At 71.9% G+C, this 16,674-nt stretch carries 19 protein-coding genes; 10 read left to right on the top strand and 9 right to left on the bottom strand.

What is annotated here, in order from left to right; all coding sequences use genetic code 11:
- Positions 1 to 36 precede the first annotated feature (36 nt).
- The 7 genes from A3CQ_RS0146170 (at position 37) to A3CQ_RS0146140 (ending at position 5,764) form a co-directional block, all read left to right on the top strand.
- Positions 37 to 471, top strand: coding sequence for an OsmC family protein (locus tag A3CQ_RS0146170; RefSeq protein ID WP_020517773.1), 435 nt, complete (start codon positions 37 to 39; stop codon positions 469 to 471).
- A gap of 29 nt (positions 472 to 500) precedes the next feature.
- Positions 501 to 788 carry a hypothetical protein gene (locus tag A3CQ_RS0146165; protein WP_020517772.1) on the top strand — a complete coding sequence of 96 codons (288 nt, stop codon included), beginning with the start codon at positions 501 to 503 and terminating at the stop codon, positions 786 to 788.
- Between the two features lie 33 nt (positions 789 to 821).
- Positions 822 to 1,262, top strand: a complete 441-nt coding sequence (locus A3CQ_RS0146160) for a hypothetical protein (RefSeq protein WP_020517771.1) — start codon at positions 822 to 824, stop codon at positions 1,260 to 1,262.
- Between the two features lie 60 nt (positions 1,263 to 1,322).
- Positions 1,323 to 1,718, top strand: a complete 396-nt coding sequence (locus tag A3CQ_RS0146155; protein WP_020517770.1) for a DUF1801 domain-containing protein — start codon at positions 1,323 to 1,325, stop codon at positions 1,716 to 1,718.
- A gap of 73 nt (positions 1,719 to 1,791) precedes the next feature.
- A complete protein-coding gene (locus A3CQ_RS0146150) occupies positions 1,792 to 3,828 on the top strand; it encodes a copper-translocating P-type ATPase (RefSeq protein ID WP_020517769.1) in 2,037 nt (678 codons plus the stop codon).
- Positions 3,829 to 3,867: 39 nt separating this feature from the next.
- Positions 3,868 to 4,425, top strand: a complete 558-nt coding sequence (locus A3CQ_RS0146145) for a winged helix-turn-helix domain-containing protein (protein WP_020517768.1) — start codon at positions 3,868 to 3,870, stop codon at positions 4,423 to 4,425.
- Entirely contained in the window at positions 4,418 to 5,764 is a 1,347-nt protein-coding gene (locus A3CQ_RS0146140; protein ID WP_020517767.1) for an MFS transporter, read from the top strand. Before A3CQ_RS0146145 ends, A3CQ_RS0146140 begins: the two co-directional genes overlap by 8 nt.
- Here the strand turns inward: A3CQ_RS0146140 and A3CQ_RS0146135 are convergent.
- The 8 genes from A3CQ_RS0146135 to A3CQ_RS0146100 form a co-directional block, all read right to left on the bottom strand.
- Positions 5,741 to 6,181, bottom strand: coding sequence for a pyridoxamine 5'-phosphate oxidase family protein (locus A3CQ_RS0146135; RefSeq protein WP_020517766.1), 441 nt, complete (start codon positions 6,179 to 6,181; stop codon positions 5,741 to 5,743). The two genes, A3CQ_RS0146140 and A3CQ_RS0146135, sit on opposite strands and share 24 nt — an antisense overlap.
- Positions 6,178 to 6,801: a hypothetical protein gene (locus A3CQ_RS0146130; protein ID WP_020517765.1), complete on the bottom strand. Its 624-nt coding sequence runs from the start codon at positions 6,799 to 6,801 to the stop codon at positions 6,178 to 6,180. Before A3CQ_RS0146130 ends, A3CQ_RS0146135 begins: the two co-directional genes overlap by 4 nt.
- Positions 6,798 to 8,192 (bottom strand): selenium-binding protein SBP56-related protein, encoded by a 1,395-nt coding sequence (locus A3CQ_RS0146125; RefSeq protein ID WP_020517764.1) that lies wholly within the window; start codon positions 8,190 to 8,192, stop codon positions 6,798 to 6,800. The genes A3CQ_RS0146130 and A3CQ_RS0146125 overlap by 4 nt, the downstream gene beginning before the upstream one ends.
- A gap of 33 nt (positions 8,193 to 8,225) precedes the next feature.
- On the bottom strand, positions 8,226 to 10,358 hold the full coding sequence (locus A3CQ_RS0146120; RefSeq protein ID WP_020517763.1) for an ATP-binding protein: 2,133 nt from the start codon (positions 10,356 to 10,358) through the stop codon (positions 8,226 to 8,228).
- 69 nt (positions 10,359 to 10,427) lie between these two features.
- Positions 10,428 to 11,195, bottom strand: a complete 768-nt coding sequence (trmB, locus tag A3CQ_RS0146115) for a tRNA (guanosine(46)-N7)-methyltransferase TrmB (protein ID WP_020517762.1) — start codon at positions 11,193 to 11,195, stop codon at positions 10,428 to 10,430.
- Between the two features lie 15 nt (positions 11,196 to 11,210).
- On the bottom strand, positions 11,211 to 11,600 hold the full coding sequence (locus A3CQ_RS0146110) for a hypothetical protein (protein WP_020517761.1): 390 nt from the start codon (positions 11,598 to 11,600) through the stop codon (positions 11,211 to 11,213).
- Positions 11,601 to 11,683: 83 nt separating this feature from the next.
- A complete protein-coding gene (locus tag A3CQ_RS0146105) occupies positions 11,684 to 12,808 on the bottom strand; it encodes a PD40 domain-containing protein (protein ID WP_026206941.1) in 1,125 nt (374 codons plus the stop codon).
- 86 nt (positions 12,809 to 12,894) lie between these two features.
- On the bottom strand, positions 12,895 to 13,521 hold the full coding sequence (locus A3CQ_RS0146100; RefSeq protein WP_211216808.1) for a MerR family transcriptional regulator: 627 nt from the start codon (positions 13,519 to 13,521) through the stop codon (positions 12,895 to 12,897).
- Positions 13,522 to 13,609: 88 nt separating this feature from the next.
- Here A3CQ_RS0146100 and A3CQ_RS56405 point away from each other — a divergent pair, with 88 nt between their 5' ends.
- On the top strand, positions 13,610 to 14,131 hold the full coding sequence (locus A3CQ_RS56405) for a DUF4188 domain-containing protein (RefSeq protein WP_020517758.1): 522 nt from the start codon (positions 13,610 to 13,612) through the stop codon (positions 14,129 to 14,131).
- 458 nt (positions 14,132 to 14,589) lie between these two features.
- Here the strand turns inward: A3CQ_RS56405 and A3CQ_RS0146090 are convergent, their stop codons facing one another.
- Positions 14,590 to 15,255 (bottom strand): hypothetical protein, encoded by a 666-nt coding sequence (locus A3CQ_RS0146090; RefSeq protein ID WP_370657644.1) that lies wholly within the window; start codon positions 15,253 to 15,255, stop codon positions 14,590 to 14,592.
- 86 nt (positions 15,256 to 15,341) lie between these two features.
- Between A3CQ_RS0146090 and A3CQ_RS0146085 the strand changes: the two genes are divergently transcribed.
- Both A3CQ_RS0146085 and A3CQ_RS58315 read left to right on the top strand, forming a co-directional pair.
- Positions 15,342 to 15,899 (top strand): uridine kinase family protein, encoded by a 558-nt coding sequence (locus A3CQ_RS0146085; protein ID WP_020517756.1) that lies wholly within the window; start codon positions 15,342 to 15,344, stop codon positions 15,897 to 15,899.
- 148 nt (positions 15,900 to 16,047) lie between these two features.
- The gene (locus A3CQ_RS58315) at positions 16,048 to 16,581 is read left to right on the top strand and encodes an RICIN domain-containing protein (protein ID WP_157297138.1); all 534 of its coding nucleotides are present in this window, start codon (positions 16,048 to 16,050) and stop codon (positions 16,579 to 16,581) included.
- Positions 16,582 to 16,674: the final 93 nt, after the last annotated feature.

Genomic DNA, 16,674 nt, shown 5'->3' with positions numbered 1-16,674 from the left:
TCACCCCATTCCCTCGGCCCCGGTACCGTACGCGGTATGGCGGACGACACCCGGCGCTCGGTGAGCCTGCAGCGCACGAGCCTTGGCCGGTACGAGGTACGCAACGCTCGCGGCGGCACGATCACCATCGGCGGCGGGGATCGAGACGACTTCACGCCGGTGGAGTTGCTGCTGGCCGCGCTCGGTGGCTGCACGGGCGCGGACGTCGACTACATCACCAGCAAGCGCGCGGAGCCGGAGAGCTTCGTCGTCGAGGTCACCGGCGACAAGGTCCGGGACGAGACCGGCGGCAACCGGCTGGTCAACCTGGCCATCGAGCTGCACGTCACGTTCCCGGAGGGCGCCGCCGGCGACGCGGCCCGGGAGATGCTGCCGCGCGCGGCCCGGATGTCGCACGACCGGCTCTGCACCGTCTCGCGCACGGTCCAGCTCGGCACCCCGGTCGACACCCGCACGTCGCCGGCCGACTAACGGGGGTTCGGCGGCCGTACGCTGAATTCATGGAACCCGGCGAACCGGCCACCGTCACCCTGGTCACCGTCGAGAACCTGCAGGGGTTTGTGCCGGACCGGTATCTCGGTCTCGTGCAGGCGCTGGCCGCCTCCGCCGCCGAGGCGACCAAGGCCCTCGAGGAACGTGCTCTCTCTCGCGCCCGCCGGGCCTCGGTCGCCGGCATCTACGTGGTGATGGGTCTGCGCCTCGCGGCCGGCATCAATGCCAGCGGCCAGCCGGTGTGGGTGGCGTACGGCACGCTCGTCCGCGGCCACCGCGGCACCTTTTCGCCGTAGCCGAAACCCGGTCCACTCTGGTAGGTATGCGGCATGGCGGCCAAGTCCCGCATACCCGTAGCCGCGGTCGGCATCGGCCTGCTCGCCCTCGGTGCGGCGGTGGTCGTACTGGTGGCCGGTGGCCCGGACCGATGGGCCGTCGTGGCGGGACTGCTCGTGTTCGTCCTGTTCGCCATCGCCGCGGGCGGCGCCCTCGACGAAGCGTGGCGGAGCCTGCCGAGGACCACCCCGTCGGCATCGGCCCCGCTCGGCGAGGACGGGCGGCCACCGCGCAGCGTGGCGACGCGGGCATCGTTCGCGCTGGCCACGGTGCTCGGGCTGATCCCGGTCGTGGTGGCGGCGGCGCTGGCCGGGCTGGCGGTCAAGGCCTGGGTCGACGGCGACGCGGTCAAGGGGTCCTTGTCGGTGGTCTTCGCGGGGGTATTCGCGTGGCGTGGCTGGAGATCGCTGCGGCGCCTCACCGGCCGCGATTAGTTTCGGGCGTCCGGGCGGTCTCAGTGGGGTGAGCAGGCCCTACGCGAAAGGCTGACACCCATGCCCGACTACGAGCGACACCCCGGCGTCGACGCCTACCTGGCCGGCATGCCCGACTGGCAGGCGCGGGTCGGTGAGGAGCTACGCGACCTGATCCACGCGGCGATTCCCGGCGTCACCGAGACGATCAAGCGCACGGTCCAGCCGTACTTCATTTATCACGGCAACGTCTGTGCGTTCCTCCGCACCAAGGACCACATCAACCTTTTCCTGTACGACGGCGCGATAGTGCCCGATCCGGACGGGATCATCACGGCCGGGCAGGCGAACAGCACCGCGCGGACCGTCGCGTTCTGGGAGCACGACCCGATTCCGCGGGAGGCGCTGACGGTCATGTTGCGGCAGATCGCGGCCAACAACGAGGCCGGCGGGTGGCGCAAGCTCAAGAAAGTCTGACTGGGTTCTGGGCCACATCTGCCTTGCCTAGGTACCCCCAGGGGGTATAGCTTTCCGGGCGGAGGTGGAAGCGATGATGGATCACGCCGACCATGCAGCGCATTCTGACCATGCCGGGCACGCTGACCATGCCGGGCACGGCGGGCACGACGCGCACGCCGGGCACGATCCGGAGATCTTCCGGCGGAAGTTCTGGCTCAGCCTGGCGCTGACCGTCCCGATCGTCGTGACCAGTGAGATGGTCATGGACTGGTTCGGGTACACGCTGGACTTCCCCGGGATCAGCTGGGTCGGGCCGGTGCTCGGGACCGTGGTGTTCCTCTACGGCGGGTGGCCGTTCCTCACCGGCGGGCTGCACGAGCTGCGCGCCCGCACCCCGGGGATGATGCTGCTCATCTCCATGGCGATCACCGTCGCGTACGTGGCGTCGATCGCGACCAGCTTCGGGTGGTTCGATCTCGACTTCTGGTGGGAGCTCGCGGCCCTGGTCACCATCATGCTGCTGGGTCACTGGCAGGAGATGAAGGCGATCGGCCAGGCCCAGGGCGCGCTCAGCGCGCTGGCGGCGCTCCTGCCCGACGAGGCCGAGCGCGTCGACGCACACGGCGACACCCGGACCGTCGCCATCGGCGACCTCACGACCGGCGACACCGTGCTGGTGCGCTCCGGCGGCCGCGTCCCGGCCGACGGGAAGATCGTCGACGGCGCGGCCTCGCTCGACGAGTCGATGATCACGGGGGAGTCCCGCCCGGTGGCGCGGGGCGTGGGCGATCGCGTGGTGGCCGGCACGGTGGCCACCGACTCGGCGCTGCGCATCGAGGTCACGGCGGTCGGCGACGACACCGCCCTCGCCGGCATCGGCCGCCTGGTCGCCCAGGCGCAGGCCTCGCGCGGCCGGGCGCAGGTGCTGGCCGACCGCTTCGCGGCCCTGTTGTTCTATGTGGCCACCGCCGCCGCGGCGATCACCTTCGTGGTCTGGTGGGCGCTCGGCGATCTCGACCAGGCGGTCGTCCGCACGGTCACGGTCCTCGTGATCGCCTGCCCGCATGCCCTCGGCCTCGCGATCCCGCTGGTCATCGCCCTGTCCACGGCCGTCGCGGCGAAGTCCGGCATCCTCGTGAAGGACCGCCTCGCCCTCGAGCGCATGCGCACGGTCGACGCCGTCCTCTTCGACAAGACCGGCACGCTGACCCGGGGCGCCCACGCGCTCACCGCCGTGATCGCGGCCCCCGGCCACGACGAGGACGAGGTGCTTTCCCTGGCCGCGGCGGTCGAGGCCGACAGCGAGCATCCGCTGGCCCGCGCCATCGTCGCCGCCGCGCCGCGGCGACCCCAGGCCACCGGCTTCCAGTCCTTGACCGGCCGCGGGGTGCGAGCTCTCATCGACAATCGGCCGTACGCGGTGGGCGGCCCCGCCCTGCTCCGCGAGCTCGATCTGACCGTCCCGCCGGAAATCACCAAATCCGCCGCGGAGTGGCCCGGTGCCGTAATCCTCTATCTGATCGCCGCCGACACCGAGGTCGTCGCCGCCTTCGCCCTGCGCGACGAGGTGCGTCCCGAGGCCCGCGAGGCGATCGCCCAGCTCCGGGCCGAGGGCATCACCCAGATCCTGATGATCACCGGCGACGCCAAGCCGGTGGCCGACGAGGTCGCCGCCGAGCTCGGCCTGGACGAGGTCTTCGCCGAGGTGCTCCCGGCCGACAAGGACCAGGCGGTGGCCGACCTCCAGTCGCGCGGGCTTCGGGTGGCGATGGTCGGCGACGGCGTGAACGACGCTCCCGCCCTGGCCCGGGCCGACGTGGGCATCGCCATCGGCGCCGGCACCGACGTGGCGATCGAGTCGGCCGGCGTGGTGCTGGCCTCCTCCGATCCGCGCGGCGTCACCGGCATCATCCGACTGTCCCGCGCCTCGTACCGCAAGATGATCCAGAACCTGGCCTGGGCCGCCGGCTACAACGTGATCGCCCTGCCGCTGGCCGCCGGGGTCCTGGCCTGGACCGGCTTCGTCCTCAGTCCCGCTGTCGGCGCGATCCTGATGTCCGGCTCCACGATCGTCGTCGCCGCGAATGCCCAGCTCCTGCGCCGGGTCCGGCTGACTCCCGACGCGTAGCACTTGCTAAAGGAGTCTTTCTAAAGCATTCTCTAGGATATGAAGGAGGTGAAGCTGACCGAGGCCACCGCGTTGCGGGCCTACGCGCATCCCCTGCGGCTCCGGCTGATCGGCCTGCTGCGGGGCGAAGGGCCGATGACCGCCACGCAGGCGGCAGCGCGGCTGGGAGAGTCCGTGCCCAACTGCTCCTTTCATCTGCGGCAGCTCGCGAAGTACGGCCTGGCCGAGCGGGCGCCCGGGGCGGACGGGCGGGAGCGGCCCTGGCGGGCGACCGCGCGATACACCTCGTGGGACGACTCCTCGGACGACCCGGCGGTCCAGCAGGCGTCCGACCAGCTCAACGCCGCGATCCTGGAGGAGTACACCCGCCGGGCCCGGGAGTACCTCGGGCGCCGGGGTGACGAGCCCACCGAATGGCGGCGGGCCGCTGGCTTCGGCGACGTGCTGACGTTCGTCACGGCCGGCGAGCTCGCGGAACTGACCGCCGAGATCGACGCGGTGATGGCCCGGTTCGACGAGCGGCTGGAAGATCCCGCGCGGCGGCCGGCCGGGGCGCGGGCGGTGCAGATCATCCGGATGGCGGTGCCTCGTGACTGAGCACCTGCTGCGGGACGTGGCGTTCCGGCGTTACTGGTCGGCGCAGACCGTGTCGCTCTTCGGCGATCAGGTCACCGTGCTGGCCATGCCGCTGCTGGCCGTGCTGGCGATCGGCGCGGGACCGGCCGAGATGGGCTATCTGACCGCGGCGGCGCTGGTGCCCAACCTGCTGTTCTCGTTGCCGGCCGGGGCCTGGGTCGACCGGTACCCGCACAAGCGCCGGCTGATGATCGTGGCCGACCTCGGGCGGGCCGTGCTGCTGCTGATCGTGCCGCTGCTCTGGTGGGGCGGCGGGCTGACGCTGGCCGTGCTCTACGCCGTGGCGTTCGGGACGGGCACGCTGTCGGTGCTGTTCGAGGTGGCGCACAGCAGCCTCTTCGCCGACCTCGTCAAGCGTCCCGACTACGTACGCGCCAACAGTTTGGTCAACGGCAGCCGGGCGATGTCGTTCGTGGCCGGGCCCAGCCTCGGTGGGCTGCTCGTGCAGGTGTTCAGCGCGCCGTTCGCGCTGGTGGCCGACGCGGTGACGTTCGTGGCCTCGGCCGGGTTCCTCTCGCGCATGTCCGTCGCGGAACGGCGGGTGGCGCGCGAGTCGGGTGGCGGCATGGTGGCGGGCATGCGGTTCGTCATGGGGTCGCCGGTGCTGCGGCCGATCCTGCTGGGCACCTCGACGCTGAACCTCTTCAACTACATCTTCGCGGCGCTGTTCGTGCTCTACGCGACCACGCAGCTGCACATCGCGCCGGGGACGCTCGGGCTCGTTCTCGGCGCCGGGGCGGTGGGCGGGCTGGCCGGCGCGGTGGTCGCGGGCCGCATCACGCGGTGGCTCGGGATCGGGCCGGCGCTGATCGCCGGCATGGTCGTCTTCCCGGCGCCGCTGATCCTCGTGCCGCTGGCGGGCGGGGCGCCGCTGCTGTTCGTGGCCGAGTTCCTGTCGGCCCTGGGCGTGATGGTGCTCGACATCGCGGCCGGCTCGGTGCAGACGGCGGCCACCCCGCACGACCGGCTCTCGGTCGCGTCCGGCTTCAACCGAACGGTCAACTACGGCATCCGGCCGGTCGGCGCGGTGCTGGGCGGGGCGCTCGGCGCGACCATCGGCGTGCGCCCGGCGCTGTGGGTCGCCACGATCGGCGGCCTGCTCGGCGTGCTCTGGGTCGTCCTGTCACCCCTCCGGAAAATGCGCGACCTGCCGCCAGCGGCCGACGCCGCGCGGGCCGACGCCGCGCGGGCCGACGCCACGCGGGCCGGTGCCGAGCCGGCCGCAGCCGGGGCGGCGGGTGCCGCCGCGGCGGGGATCAGGGGCGAGCGGGCGGCCTCACTCCCGGTCGACGCGCCGTAGCCCGTCCTTCGGCGTCCACCACTCGACCACCAGCAGCGTGGCCTCGGGGTTGAGGTGGGTGTGCACGACCTCGGTGATGTCCGCGCGGAAGCTGTCACCCTCCGTCCCGACCGGAAGCGCCCGCCCCGCGATCTTCGCCTCGCCCGGCCACTCCGCCTCGGCGCCCTCGATCGGGTCGACCGTGGCGCTGTGCAGGGCGAAACGCGGATCCCGTTTGAGGTCGTCGCCCTTGCGTGCCCGCGGCATCGAGCCGAAGACCAGCTCGCCCTCCTCGAAGACCACCTCGATCCCGGAGATCCGGGGCGCGCCGTCACGGCGTACGGTCGCCAGGGTTTTGTGTCGATGTGCGTCGAAAAGGCCGCGCACGCGCCGCGCGAACTCCGGCGCGGCCTCCTCGACGTCCCGCCAAGTCGTCATGCGGTCAAGGCTATGGTGAGCGCCCCCGCGCCGACCATCACCCCGGCCCAGACCTTGTCCATGTTGAACCAGGCGCGGCGCAGCACGTTCACGCCGACGAACTCGTAGACGAGCAGCGCGCACGCGCCCATCACGGCGAACATCGCCAGCGTGTGCACCCCCGCCGCGGCCAGCCCGCCGAAGGCGGCGACGCTCGGTTGAGCGGCACCCATGTGGTGGTGGCCGGCGACGGCCGCCGTCGTCAGCACCGGCAGCAGCATGAGCCCGGCGCCGTGGGCCGACGACATCAGGAACGACCACGCGGCCAACTGCGGGTGGGACAGGCGCATGCCCGCCCAGCGGAAGTGCCGCTCGGACAGCAGCCGCCAGAGGCCGAAAACGACCAGGATCGCCCCGCCCACGATGCCGACCACGTTCGCGGCGACCACCGACGCGGTCGCCGACACCACGGCGGCGACGATGGCGACCGACGCGAGATGGCCGCCCGCGATCGGCGGCAGGGACAGCAGCAGCACGCGGCGGGAGCGTTCCTGCATGCCGCGGGCGACCGCGAACAGCCAGCCCATCGCCGGGTTCAGCCCGTGGAAGGCGCCGAGCGCGATCAGCGCCGCCCAGGTCACGGGAAGCAGTACGAGTCGGAGCTGGCGTCCCCGCCCTGCAGCCGCGTCTGGTGCACGCGCAGCCCGCGGAACTCGTCGCCGTGCGGGAAGAAGCGCGGGTCGAGCGTGAAGTCGTCATTGTCGATCTTGGCGAGCCACGCGCCGACGCCGTCCGGGTAGAACTGGTCGTCCCAGGAGCCGTAGAGCGAGTTGGTCACGTAGACCCGCTTGCCGTCGCGGGACACCTCGACCATCTGCGGCCCGCCGGCCAGGGGCTCGTCGGGGAAGGACGGATGGGCGGTCCGCCGCACGATCCCGCCGAGGTGGATCGACCCGGCCTCGACCGGGTGGAAGGGATCCGTGACGTCGTACCTCTTGAGCTCGCCCGTGCCCCAGCAGGAGACGTAGAGGTATTTGTCGTCCACGGACAGGTCGATGTCGGTGACCAGCGGCGGCACGGCCTCGAACGGCTGCAGCGCGGGCGGGAGATCGGCGGCCGCCGCCGGCTCGGCCGGGATGTCGATGATCTTCGTAACCGCGAACTCGCCCGAGGACCGGTGCCAAACCCAGACCGAGGCCGACAGATCTTCGACGCTGATCACGACGCCCAGGAAGCCGTACTCCTTCGTGGGGTCATGAGCCGGTCGCAGCTCGAGCGTCATCTGGTACTGGTCGCCGAGATCGACCGTCTGCACCAGGGTTCGTTTCGCGAGATCCCAGAAGTGCACCCGGTGCCCGTACTGCCGCCCGAGCAGCAGCGCCGGGTCGATGCCGTTCTCGATCATCGACGGCGTGCCCCATTCCGAGCTGACCAGCACGTCGCGGGTGAGGTGCCACCAGAAGTCGTAGGCCAGGACCTGGTCCCCGCGGTCGGCCTCCCACTGACCCCGTACGTCGAAGGTGGTGTGATCCAGAACCGCGATGCCGCCGGGCCCTCCGTCGCCGGACCCCGCGCCCAGAGCGGAGATGTAGATCCCGTCCGGCCCGCAGTGGATCGTGTGCGGACGGGAATAGTCGGCCTTGGCCGCCAGCTCGGACGCCGGGATCTCCTTGACGAGTTTCGGCGCTCGCGGGTCGTCCTTGGTGTCCAGCACGTAGAGCCGGGACGACCGCAGGCCGGGCACGATCAGGTATCGCCGCTCGACGTGCGGGTGCGGCGCGGTCGGGCACAGCGCGGAACTGCACGCGTTCCACCCGAAGTGGTGCAGCTCATCGCCGGTGTGCGGCAGCGACGTCCACCCCACCACTTTCCCGTACGTGCCGGAGTCCGGCGCGGTGTCGATCACGGCGATCGCGTCGGGTTGCTGCGCCGAGCGATCGAAGGCCGCCACATAGGCCAGTTCCTCGGCCGGCGCCGAGGCGGCCGCGCTGGGGGAGGGGTAGAACGTCGGGTCCGGGGTCCACCGAGTCATAACCGCCATCTTTCCCCAGCGGAGTTGTAGAAATCAACGAGCATCCAGCGGCAACCGCACCAGCACGGTCGTGCCCGAGCCCGCCTGCTCGACGAGCTCGATGCTGCCGTGGTGCCGGTTCACCACCGCGCGGCTCAGCGTCAGGCCCAGGCCGGTCCCCGGGATCGCCTTGTCGCGCGCCCGGCTCGTCCGGTAGAGCCCGGTGAACATCTTCTCCCGCTCGTCCGTCGACACCCCCAGCGCGGTGTCCGAGACGGCCAGCTCCGCCGCGCGCCCGGTCGCCTTCAGCGTCACGCCGATGTGCCCGCCGTCCGGGCTGTACTTCACCGCGTTGCCGAGCAGGTTGTCGACGACCTGGCGCAGCCGCTTCCGGTCGCCCGGCAGCACCAGGTGCTCGGGCAGCTCGTCCTCGATCACCAGCGGCGCGCCGTGCACCGCGGCCCGGGCCTTCGCCAGCGAGTCGCGCACCACCTCGGCCAGGTCCATCGGCGCGAGCTGCACATCGGCGTGCCCCGCGTCCAGGGCGGACAGCTCCATCAGCTCGTTGATGATGTGCCGCAGCTGGTTGGTGTTCCGGTCGATCACCTCGAGCAGCCGCGGGCCCTCGGTGACCAGCGTGTGCTCGTCCGCCTCCCGCAGCAGCTCGGTGTAGGCGCTGATCGACGTCAGCGGCGTGCGCAGCTCGTGCCCGATCAGCGCGAGGTACTCGTTCTTCGACCGGTCGAGCTGTCGCTGCAGGTCCTCGACGAGCCGCTTCTCCACGAACTGCCCGATGTGCGCGGCGATCCCCGACATCAGCGCGAGCAGCTCATCCTCGGGGTCCTCGACCGTGTCGGCAAAGACCGTCAAAACCCCAAGAGTCTCAAATCCCTCCCGTACGGGGACAGCCAGCGCGGCGTGCAGGCGGGAGCTCTTGGCCGTCTCCTCGGAGATCAGGCTCTGCGGCTTCCCGACGTCGCGGATCCACAGGGGCTTGCCGACCTGCCAGGCCCGTCCAGCCAATCCGGTGCCGTAGGGAAGGTCGACCGGCACGTCGATGTCGGCCTGCCAGCCGGGGGCGCTCCACCGCGCGGCCGAGCGCACCACCGCGGCCGCCTCGTCGACCAGCCACAGCTCGGCGTGCACCCAGTCGAGCGTGCCGACCACGGCCTCGAGCACGCGCGGGCCGGCCGCCTCGATGTTCGGCGCCTCGGCCAGGGCCGTGATGACCGCGAGCTCGCAGGTGCGAAACCGCTCCACCCGTCGGCGCCGGGTCACGTCCTGCACGGCCTGCACGGCGCCGACCGTGTGCCCGTCCGGCCCGGTGATCGGGTGCGCGTCGACCAGGTAGTGCCGGGTGCGCCGGTCCGAACCGTGCAGGATCACCTCCTCGTCGCGCAGGTGGTCGCCGCGCAACGCCCGGAACACGCCCAGGTCGTCGCGGGACAGCACCCGGCCGGCGGCGTCGGTCAGCCCGTCCGGCAGCCGGTCGTCGGGGAGGCCGGCCGCGCCCCACATCGCCCGCATCCGCTCGTTCACGAAGACGATCCGCCCGTCGGCGTCGCAGGCCGTGACCCCGTCGTGCAGGCTGTCGAGCACCGCGTCGAGGAAGCGGCGCTGCTGGTCGATCTCGTACCGGGCCACCTGCTCGGTGATCAGCAGCGTGCAGACCTGGGCGGCCTCGGCGACGGCGGCGACCTCGTCGGCGGTCCACGCGCGCGGCCCGCGATCGCAGGCGCAGCAGATGCCGACCACGGCGCCGTGCTGGTCGCGGATCGGATGCCCGAGGTAGGCGCCGCGCTGTCCCGGTGGCACCCGGTCGTCGGCGGACAGGTCGGCCACCAGCACCGGGGCGTCGTTGCGCAGCACGATCGCGCCCAGCGACTCCTCGACGGGCACGTCCGCGACCTCGTCCCAGGAGCCGGAGAGGCCCCACCCGCCGTACAGCCGGAGCCGGCCGCCCTGGACGAAGTGGATCAGGCCGACCCGGGCGTGCGCGGCCCGCGCGACCAGGGCGGCGAGCTGGTCGGCGGCGCCGCTGGTGAGCACGCCCCGGTGCAGCTCGTTCGAGGTGCTCAGCAGGCCCTCCTCGAGCACGCCGGGCCGCCAGTCGACCCCGCCCGGGAGCGTCGCCACCCGGGTACCCCACGCCAGTCCGGCATCCAGGCCGGGGTCCTTTCGCCGCATGACCTGACCTCCGGCTTTCCAGCCTAAAGGCGAAAACCCTTTAAAACCGGCAAACCATGGGGTACGCGGTCACGCGCGACGCAGATACCGCAAATCCGCGATCGGGCGCCCCGCAGCCGCTCCCCGCCGCTCAAATTTGGTCTCGGGCCGCCCCGCCCGATCGCCCCCGACGCGACCGTCTCGGTCTGCCTCGGCGCGGCCCGCGCGCTCGTCCTCGCCGTCGCCCGAGCGGTCGGTCGCGGCGTGACCTGCGCGGTCGTCGTCGGCGCGGCGCAGGCCCGGGTCGGCGTCGAGGGTGGCGGCCATCGCCTCGGCGTAGTGCGGCCAGTCGGTGGCGCAGTGCAGCAGGCCGCCGGGGCGCAGGCGGTCGCGCAGCAGGGCCACGTTGCCGGGGCGGATCAGCCGGCGCTTGTGGTGGCGGGCCTTCGGCCACGGATCCGGGAAGAACACCAGGACCGCGTCGAGCGACCCAGGGGCGATCCTGTGCACCAGCTCCATCGCATCGCCGCGTGCCACGCGTACGTTATGAAGGTCTTGCTCCGCGACCAGGGCGAGCAGATTGCCGATCCCGGGGGTGTGGACCTCGACGCCCAGATAGTCGCGGCCGGGATCCGCCGCGGCCATGGCGGCGGTCGCGTCGCCCATGCCGAAACCGATCTCGAGCACGACCGGCGCCTCGCGGCCGAACAACGCCGCGAGATCGAGCGGCGCCCGGTCGCCGTCCTCGACGGTGAGGCCCAGGCGCGGCCAGAGGGCGGCGTGCGCGTCGGCGTGGCGGGCGCTCATCCGCCCCCGGCGGGGGTGGAAGGTGCGGATCGGCCGGTGATCTGTGGTCATCGGCCTCCAGCGTAGCTACGCCGAGACGTCGATCCGGCGTGGGCCGCTGCGGGAGAGGTAGTCGAGGGCCTTGCTGAGGTAGGGGCCGATCGGGTTGGCGCCGCCGGAGCGGTCGAAGCGGCGGTTGAGGTCCTTGAGGTAGACGGCGGTCACGGGCTGTCCCGGCGCCAGTCGGGTCGCCGCGCGCTCGGCGGCCAGCGCCGCCGCGAAGCTGGTCGTGGGCTCCCGAGACGGGTCGAAACCGGGCCCGACACGCTGTCCGGTCGCCTGAAAGATCAGCTCTCGGTCGGCGACGGTCAGGTGGTCGAAGTCGTTGCGGTGGGCCCGTTCCGCGCGCGGCGCCCGATTCGTCGGCGTCACAGGCGTGCGCGGAGTATGCGCCGAGCCGAGGCCGGAGACGGTCATCGCGAATCCCCCATCGGTGACATGCGGGATGGCAACCAGGTTGCCACCGGTCTACTCCCTGTTCGGCACCCTCGCGCGTCGTCTTAGCGGGTGGGCCGCACGCTTGGCTGCGACCCCGAGTGGAACAGCCGCCGCGACCCGTCGCCGAGCCCGACCACGGTCAGCCAGGAGCCGCCGCGGTACTGGGACGTGACGACCGCGCGATTGGTGTCGAGGTAGGCCAGCTCCCGGTCGAGCGCCGCGCCGACCATGCGCTGGGCGCGGGTCGCCGGGTCGAACTCGACGAGGTGCAGCGGCTGGTTGTCGGCCGTGGTCTCGCCCTGCTGGTACGCCGTCCAGGCGAGCCGGGCGCCGTCCGACCGCCAGGTGGGCACCACCGCGAAGCCCTGCGTCTGCAGACTGCCCCCGCCGTACGCCGCGACGGTCTGCTCGCCGCCGGTGGTGACCGTACCGACGCTCAGGCACGCGTCGTAGATCGACTCGCACTCGCCACCCCGGAAAGCGATCTTCGTGCCGTCCGGAGACCAGGCCACCGCGTCGTCGGTACGCAGCCGGTCGGTCAATGTGCCCACCCGAGCCGTGACGGCCCGGTCGGTCAGTGCGCCCGCCCGCGCGGTGCCGGCTCGGTCGGTCGGCGTGCCCGCCCGGGCGTTGCTGGCTCGGTCGGTCGGCGTGCCCGCCTGCGCGTTGCTGGCTCGGTCGGTCGGCGTGCCCGCCTGCGCGGTGCCGGCTCGGTCGGTCGGCGTGCCCTGCCGCGCGTTGCCGGCCGGCTCGGGCGGCAGCTCCTCGCCCCGGCAGTCGCGTGGGAACAGCACCTCGGGCGTCCCGCCGCCGGCCGCGATGCGGTAGACGCCCGGCCCGCCGCTGCACGAGAGAGAGGCGAATGCGATCCACTTTCCGTCGGGCGACCACGACGGCCCGGCCGCCGCTCGCGTGGTCAGCCGGCGCGGACCGCTGCCGTCGGCGTTCATCGTCCAGAGCTGCGCACCGGTCAGGTAGGCGATCCGCTTGCCGTCCGGCGACCAGCGCGGCCGGGATCGCCCACCGCCCGTGGTGAGCCGCTTCTCGGCCGTCCCCTTGCTGACGTAGATGTCCCCGTTGCGTACATATGCCACGAGATTCTGCAGCGTCGGCGTGGCCTGTGCCGGGGCCGGGTGGGCGGTCAGCAGTGCGCCCGTCGCGGTCAGGATCGCGGTGATGGTCTTCATGCCGTGCATAACGGAGCGCCCCCTCGCTGTGTCATACAACGAGCAGATCGTCCGCAACTGATTCGCACCTGAGCGATTCCCGGAATTCACCCCCCGCCGAGCTGGCGGGCGCTCTCGTGCTGGTGGGCGAGCAGCCGCAGGGAGGTGAGCAGGGCCTCGCCGAGCACGGTGCCCAGCACGACCAGCTCCATCCGGGAGGCCGGGTCGGGCCGGTCCAGCACCGCCCGCACCTCCACGGCCGCGATCCGGTCGGCGGTGTCGGCATACTCGCCGAACTTGTCGAGCAGCTCGTCGACCCCGAGCGAGTCGGCCGCGGCCAGAGCGTCGGCCACCAGGTCGATCGCCGGCGAGTCGGGGTGGATGAGCCACCGGCGGTCGGCGATCAGCGCGGTCACCCGCTCGCGCGCGGCTCGCCACTGCGGCGTGTCCCGGTCGGGCCGGTGCCGCGGCTCGACTGCGGTCTGCGCCGCCCCGAGCAGATCGAGCGGATCGTCGGCATGCGTCCCCAGCGCCGCGACCACCTCCCGGGCCCCCGCGACCGTGACCCCGCCGACGTCGATCAGCGCCCGGATCAGCCGCAGTCGCCGCAGGTGTTCCTCGTCATAGTCGGCCTGGTTGGCGGCGGTGGCGACACCCGGCGGCAGCAGCCCTTCCCGCAGATAGAACTTGATCGTCGGGATCGGCACCCCACTGCGCCGGCTCAGCTCTCCCACTCGCACCTTGCGATCACCGCCCTTCGAGTGGATAGTGTAGCTATCTAAAGCAGATAGCACCGCTATCCAAATCTATGGGGGAGTCGAGATGGGCAAGGTCATTCCTGGCTACACGACCGCCGAGGTGGACGGCGACTTCGTGGTCTTCCTGATCGGCATGCGCATCAACAAGCCGTGGAAACTCCACAAGTGGATCCCGGTCGCCGCCGCGATGGGCCCGATGCTGCGCGAGCTGATGCGCCGCAAGGAACTGGGCCTCATGCACTTCACGTCGTGGATCGGCCCCCGAGGCCCGATCCTGGTTCAGTACTGGCGCAGCGTGGAGCAGCTCGAGTCATTCGCCCGAGACGCCCGCCTCCCGCACCACCCGGCCTGGAAGCGCTGGAACAAGGTGGTCGGCGACAGCGGCGACGTCGGCATCTGGCACGAGACCTACCTGGTCCGCGACGGCGGCTTCGAGGCCCTGTACGGCAACATGCCCACCTTCGGCCTGGCCACGGCCGGCACCCCCGCCAAATTGACCCGCAACACCCGAACAGCAGCCGCCCGTCGAGCCGCCAACGCCGCCCCCACGGACCCCGAGCCCCAAACCACCGCCGACGCGGCATAACACCGGCCCGATCCATCGCGAGCCCAGCCAGCGACGGTCAGCCACGCTCGCGGCGGCGGTCGCTGTGCTCGCCCCGCACCCGGCCGGGCGGGGCGGGAGGTGGCCGCCCAGCCGGCGTCCCCGTGCGGTCGCGCCGGGGTCGCCTGGGCGTGGGGTGTAGCCGGCCGAGGCGAGCGGTCGGCTCGCGGCCGTTTGGTCGGGGGCGGCCCAGTCGGCGTCGCCGTGCGGTCGCGCCGGGGTCGCCTGGGCGAGGGCTTAGTCGGCTGAGGCGAGTGGTCGGCTCGTGGCCGTTTGGTCGGGGGCGGCCCAGTCGGCGTCGCCGTGCGGTCGCGCAAGGATGGCCCGGGCGAGGGGCGCACCACGGCCGCCCGCGCGGTGCCGCCCCGGCGGCGGTGGTGTGCCGCGGCCGCCCCGGGGTGGGTGGGGCGGCCGCGGGATTCGGGGGTGACGGGTGGGAGCTAGGCCGCCGCGGTGGACCACATGGCGGTGAAGGCGGCCGCCTCGCCGGTCAGCCAGCTTTCGATGTCGGAAGGCTTGACGGCCGGGTCCATGCGGTGGGTTACGCCTCGGCGCAGGTCGACCAGGACCGGTTCGGCGTTCGGGAGGATCTGGTCCATGTGGCCGGCCATCAGGTGCAGCGTGGCGGTGACGGCCTCGGGGGTGGGCGGGGCCTCGTCGAAGTGCAGGCGCACGGCCTCGCGGCGGCCGTCCTCGTACCGAAGGCCGAAGTGGGGGTTGATCTTTACGGCCAGCGGGCCGACCGAGGCCACGGCGTCGCGGGTCTGGGCGAGGCTGACCTGCTCGGGGTCGCCCAGCGAGGCCAGGTAGGTCAAGGCGCCGGCGCTGACCGACTCGTACAGCGGCTTCCACCGGTCTTTCACCAGATCGGTGACGCCGTTGAGGTAGCTCCCGCCGGTGCGGAACGCGATGTCGGCCTTGAGTGCCTTGACCAACTGACCGTGCGGATTGAAGCCGGAGCGGCGCTCGCGGGCGCGCCGCAGACCGCCGACGAACGTGGCCTTCGCGGGGCCGGTGCGGGTCACGTAGCGGGTGAAGCCGAGCATGGTCGCGTAGGGCGGGATGACAGCAACAGATTCGGACATTACAGGCGCGGTCACGTTGATCTCCTCGCAGGTCACGGCCCCTTTTAGTACACACATTCTAATCGACGGGTACGACATTCCCAAGCCGCTCTGGATAAGCTGCGCGCGTGGATCTCGTTGATCAGGTCGCCGCCGCCGTCGCCTCGCGGGACGGGGTCGGTGGCGTGCGCATCGTGGGCATCGACGGGCCGAGCGGCGCGGGCAAGAGCTTCCTGTCCCATGGGCTCGCGGCGGCGTTGAAGGCGCCCGTCATCGAGATCGACGACTTCGTGAGCTGGGGCAATTTCGCCGGCTGGTGGCCGCGCTTCGACGCCCAGGTGCTCGCGCCGCTGCTGCGCGGCGAGGATGCCACGTACCAGACACGCGACTGGACGGACTGGTACGGCGACACCCTCGGCGCCTGGAAGACCCAGCCCTGGTCGCCCACCGTGATCGTCGAGGGCGTCACCTGCACCCGCCGCGAGACGATCGGCCGCCTCGCGTACGCCGTCTGGGTCGAGGCGCCCGCCCCGCTGCGACTCGCGCGCGGCCTCGCCCGCGACAGCTCCTTCCCCGGCGCCGAGCAGCTGTGGCGCAAGTGGATGGCCGAGGAGGAGCAGTTCTTCGCCACCGACGGCACCCGCGACCGCGCCGACCTGATCATCGACACCACGGATCGGCCGTGACCGCGGAAGGCGCGCGCGCCGCCGCGCGGATCGAGCGAGTGGTGGCCGCCCGCCGTTGACAAGATCGCGAGCGCACCAGCATGATCCCCGAGATTGACTGTCTCAAATGGACAGCGACCGACACGGGGGAAACATGCGCATTCGAGCAATGGCAACAGCGACCTTGATGGCCCTGACGACGGCCGTGGTGGTGAACTCGGCCCCGGCGCCGGCACACGCCAATCCGGCGCCCGGGTGGATCTGGCTGGAGAACTGGACGACGGGAAAGGTTCTCCAGGGCCGGACCACCGCCAAGGGCGCGGTCGTCCAGCAGCCGGCGAAGGTCAGCGGGACGCCGCAGGGGCAGCAGTGGCTGGTGGTGCAGCGCGGGACCTCTCCCGCCGGCTTCCCGCTGGTCTCGTTCCGTAACGCCGGCACCTCGTCGCAGTACGCGCTGGCCATCAGCGGGGGCAACCCCAACAACGGCGGGGGCGCCATCCTGTGGGACTACCTGTCCAGCCACGCGGAACAGGAATGGGAATTGACCAGCGACCTCGGCGTCTTTCCGCCGGCCTACACCATGAGGAACTACAACAGCGGCAAGTGCCTGGCGATCCCGGCCGGGAACCCCGCCAATGACACCCAGGCAATCCAATGGACCTGCAACGGCCTCGGCGACCAGATCTGGGTCTGGCGGCAGTAAGAGCGCAGTAAGAGCGGCAGTAAGAGCGGCAGTAAGAGCGGCAGTAAAAGCCGCTGTAAGACGGGACAACGTGGCCCCGGCCGACGCCGGGGC

The organism is Paractinoplanes globisporus DSM 43857 (assembly GCF_000379645.1).
GTDB classification, from domain to species: domain Bacteria; phylum Actinomycetota; class Actinomycetes; order Mycobacteriales; family Micromonosporaceae; genus Actinoplanes; species Actinoplanes globisporus.
This window is presented reverse-complemented; position numbering and strand designations above follow the sequence as displayed.

Excerpts from the sequence above, each read along its gene's own strand:
- A3CQ_RS0146170 (WP_020517773.1), top strand. The coding sequence starts at position 37 with ATGGCGGACGACACCCGGCGCTCGGTGAGCCTGCAGCGCACGAGCCTT.
- A3CQ_RS0146165 (WP_020517772.1), top strand. The coding sequence starts at position 501 with ATGGAACCCGGCGAACCGGCCACCGTCACCCTGGTCACCGTCGAGAAC.
- A3CQ_RS0146160 (WP_020517771.1), top strand. The coding sequence starts at position 822 with ATGGCGGCCAAGTCCCGCATACCCGTAGCCGCGGTCGGCATCGGCCTG.
- A3CQ_RS0146155 (WP_020517770.1), top strand. The coding sequence starts at position 1,323 with ATGCCCGACTACGAGCGACACCCCGGCGTCGACGCCTACCTGGCCGGC.
- A3CQ_RS0146150 (WP_020517769.1), top strand. The coding sequence starts at position 1,792 with ATGATGGATCACGCCGACCATGCAGCGCATTCTGACCATGCCGGGCAC.
- A3CQ_RS0146145 (WP_020517768.1), top strand. The coding sequence starts at position 3,868 with ATGAAGGAGGTGAAGCTGACCGAGGCCACCGCGTTGCGGGCCTACGCG.
- A3CQ_RS0146135 (WP_020517766.1), bottom strand. The coding sequence starts at position 6,181 with ATGACGACTTGGCGGGACGTCGAGGAGGCCGCGCCGGAGTTCGCGCGG.
- A3CQ_RS0146125 (WP_020517764.1), bottom strand. The coding sequence starts at position 8,192 with ATGACTCGGTGGACCCCGGACCCGACGTTCTACCCCTCCCCCAGCGCG.
- A3CQ_RS0146120 (WP_020517763.1), bottom strand. The coding sequence starts at position 10,358 with ATGCGGCGAAAGGACCCCGGCCTGGATGCCGGACTGGCGTGGGGTACC.
- trmB (WP_020517762.1), bottom strand. The coding sequence starts at position 11,195 with ATGACCACAGATCACCGGCCGATCCGCACCTTCCACCCCCGCCGGGGG.
- A3CQ_RS0146110 (WP_020517761.1), bottom strand. The coding sequence starts at position 11,600 with ATGACCGTCTCCGGCCTCGGCTCGGCGCATACTCCGCGCACGCCTGTG.
- A3CQ_RS0146105 (WP_026206941.1), bottom strand. The coding sequence starts at position 12,808 with ATGAAGACCATCACCGCGATCCTGACCGCGACGGGCGCACTGCTGACC.
- A3CQ_RS56405 (WP_020517758.1), top strand. The coding sequence starts at position 13,610 with ATGGGCAAGGTCATTCCTGGCTACACGACCGCCGAGGTGGACGGCGAC.
- A3CQ_RS58315 (WP_157297138.1), top strand. The coding sequence starts at position 16,048 with ATGGCAACAGCGACCTTGATGGCCCTGACGACGGCCGTGGTGGTGAAC.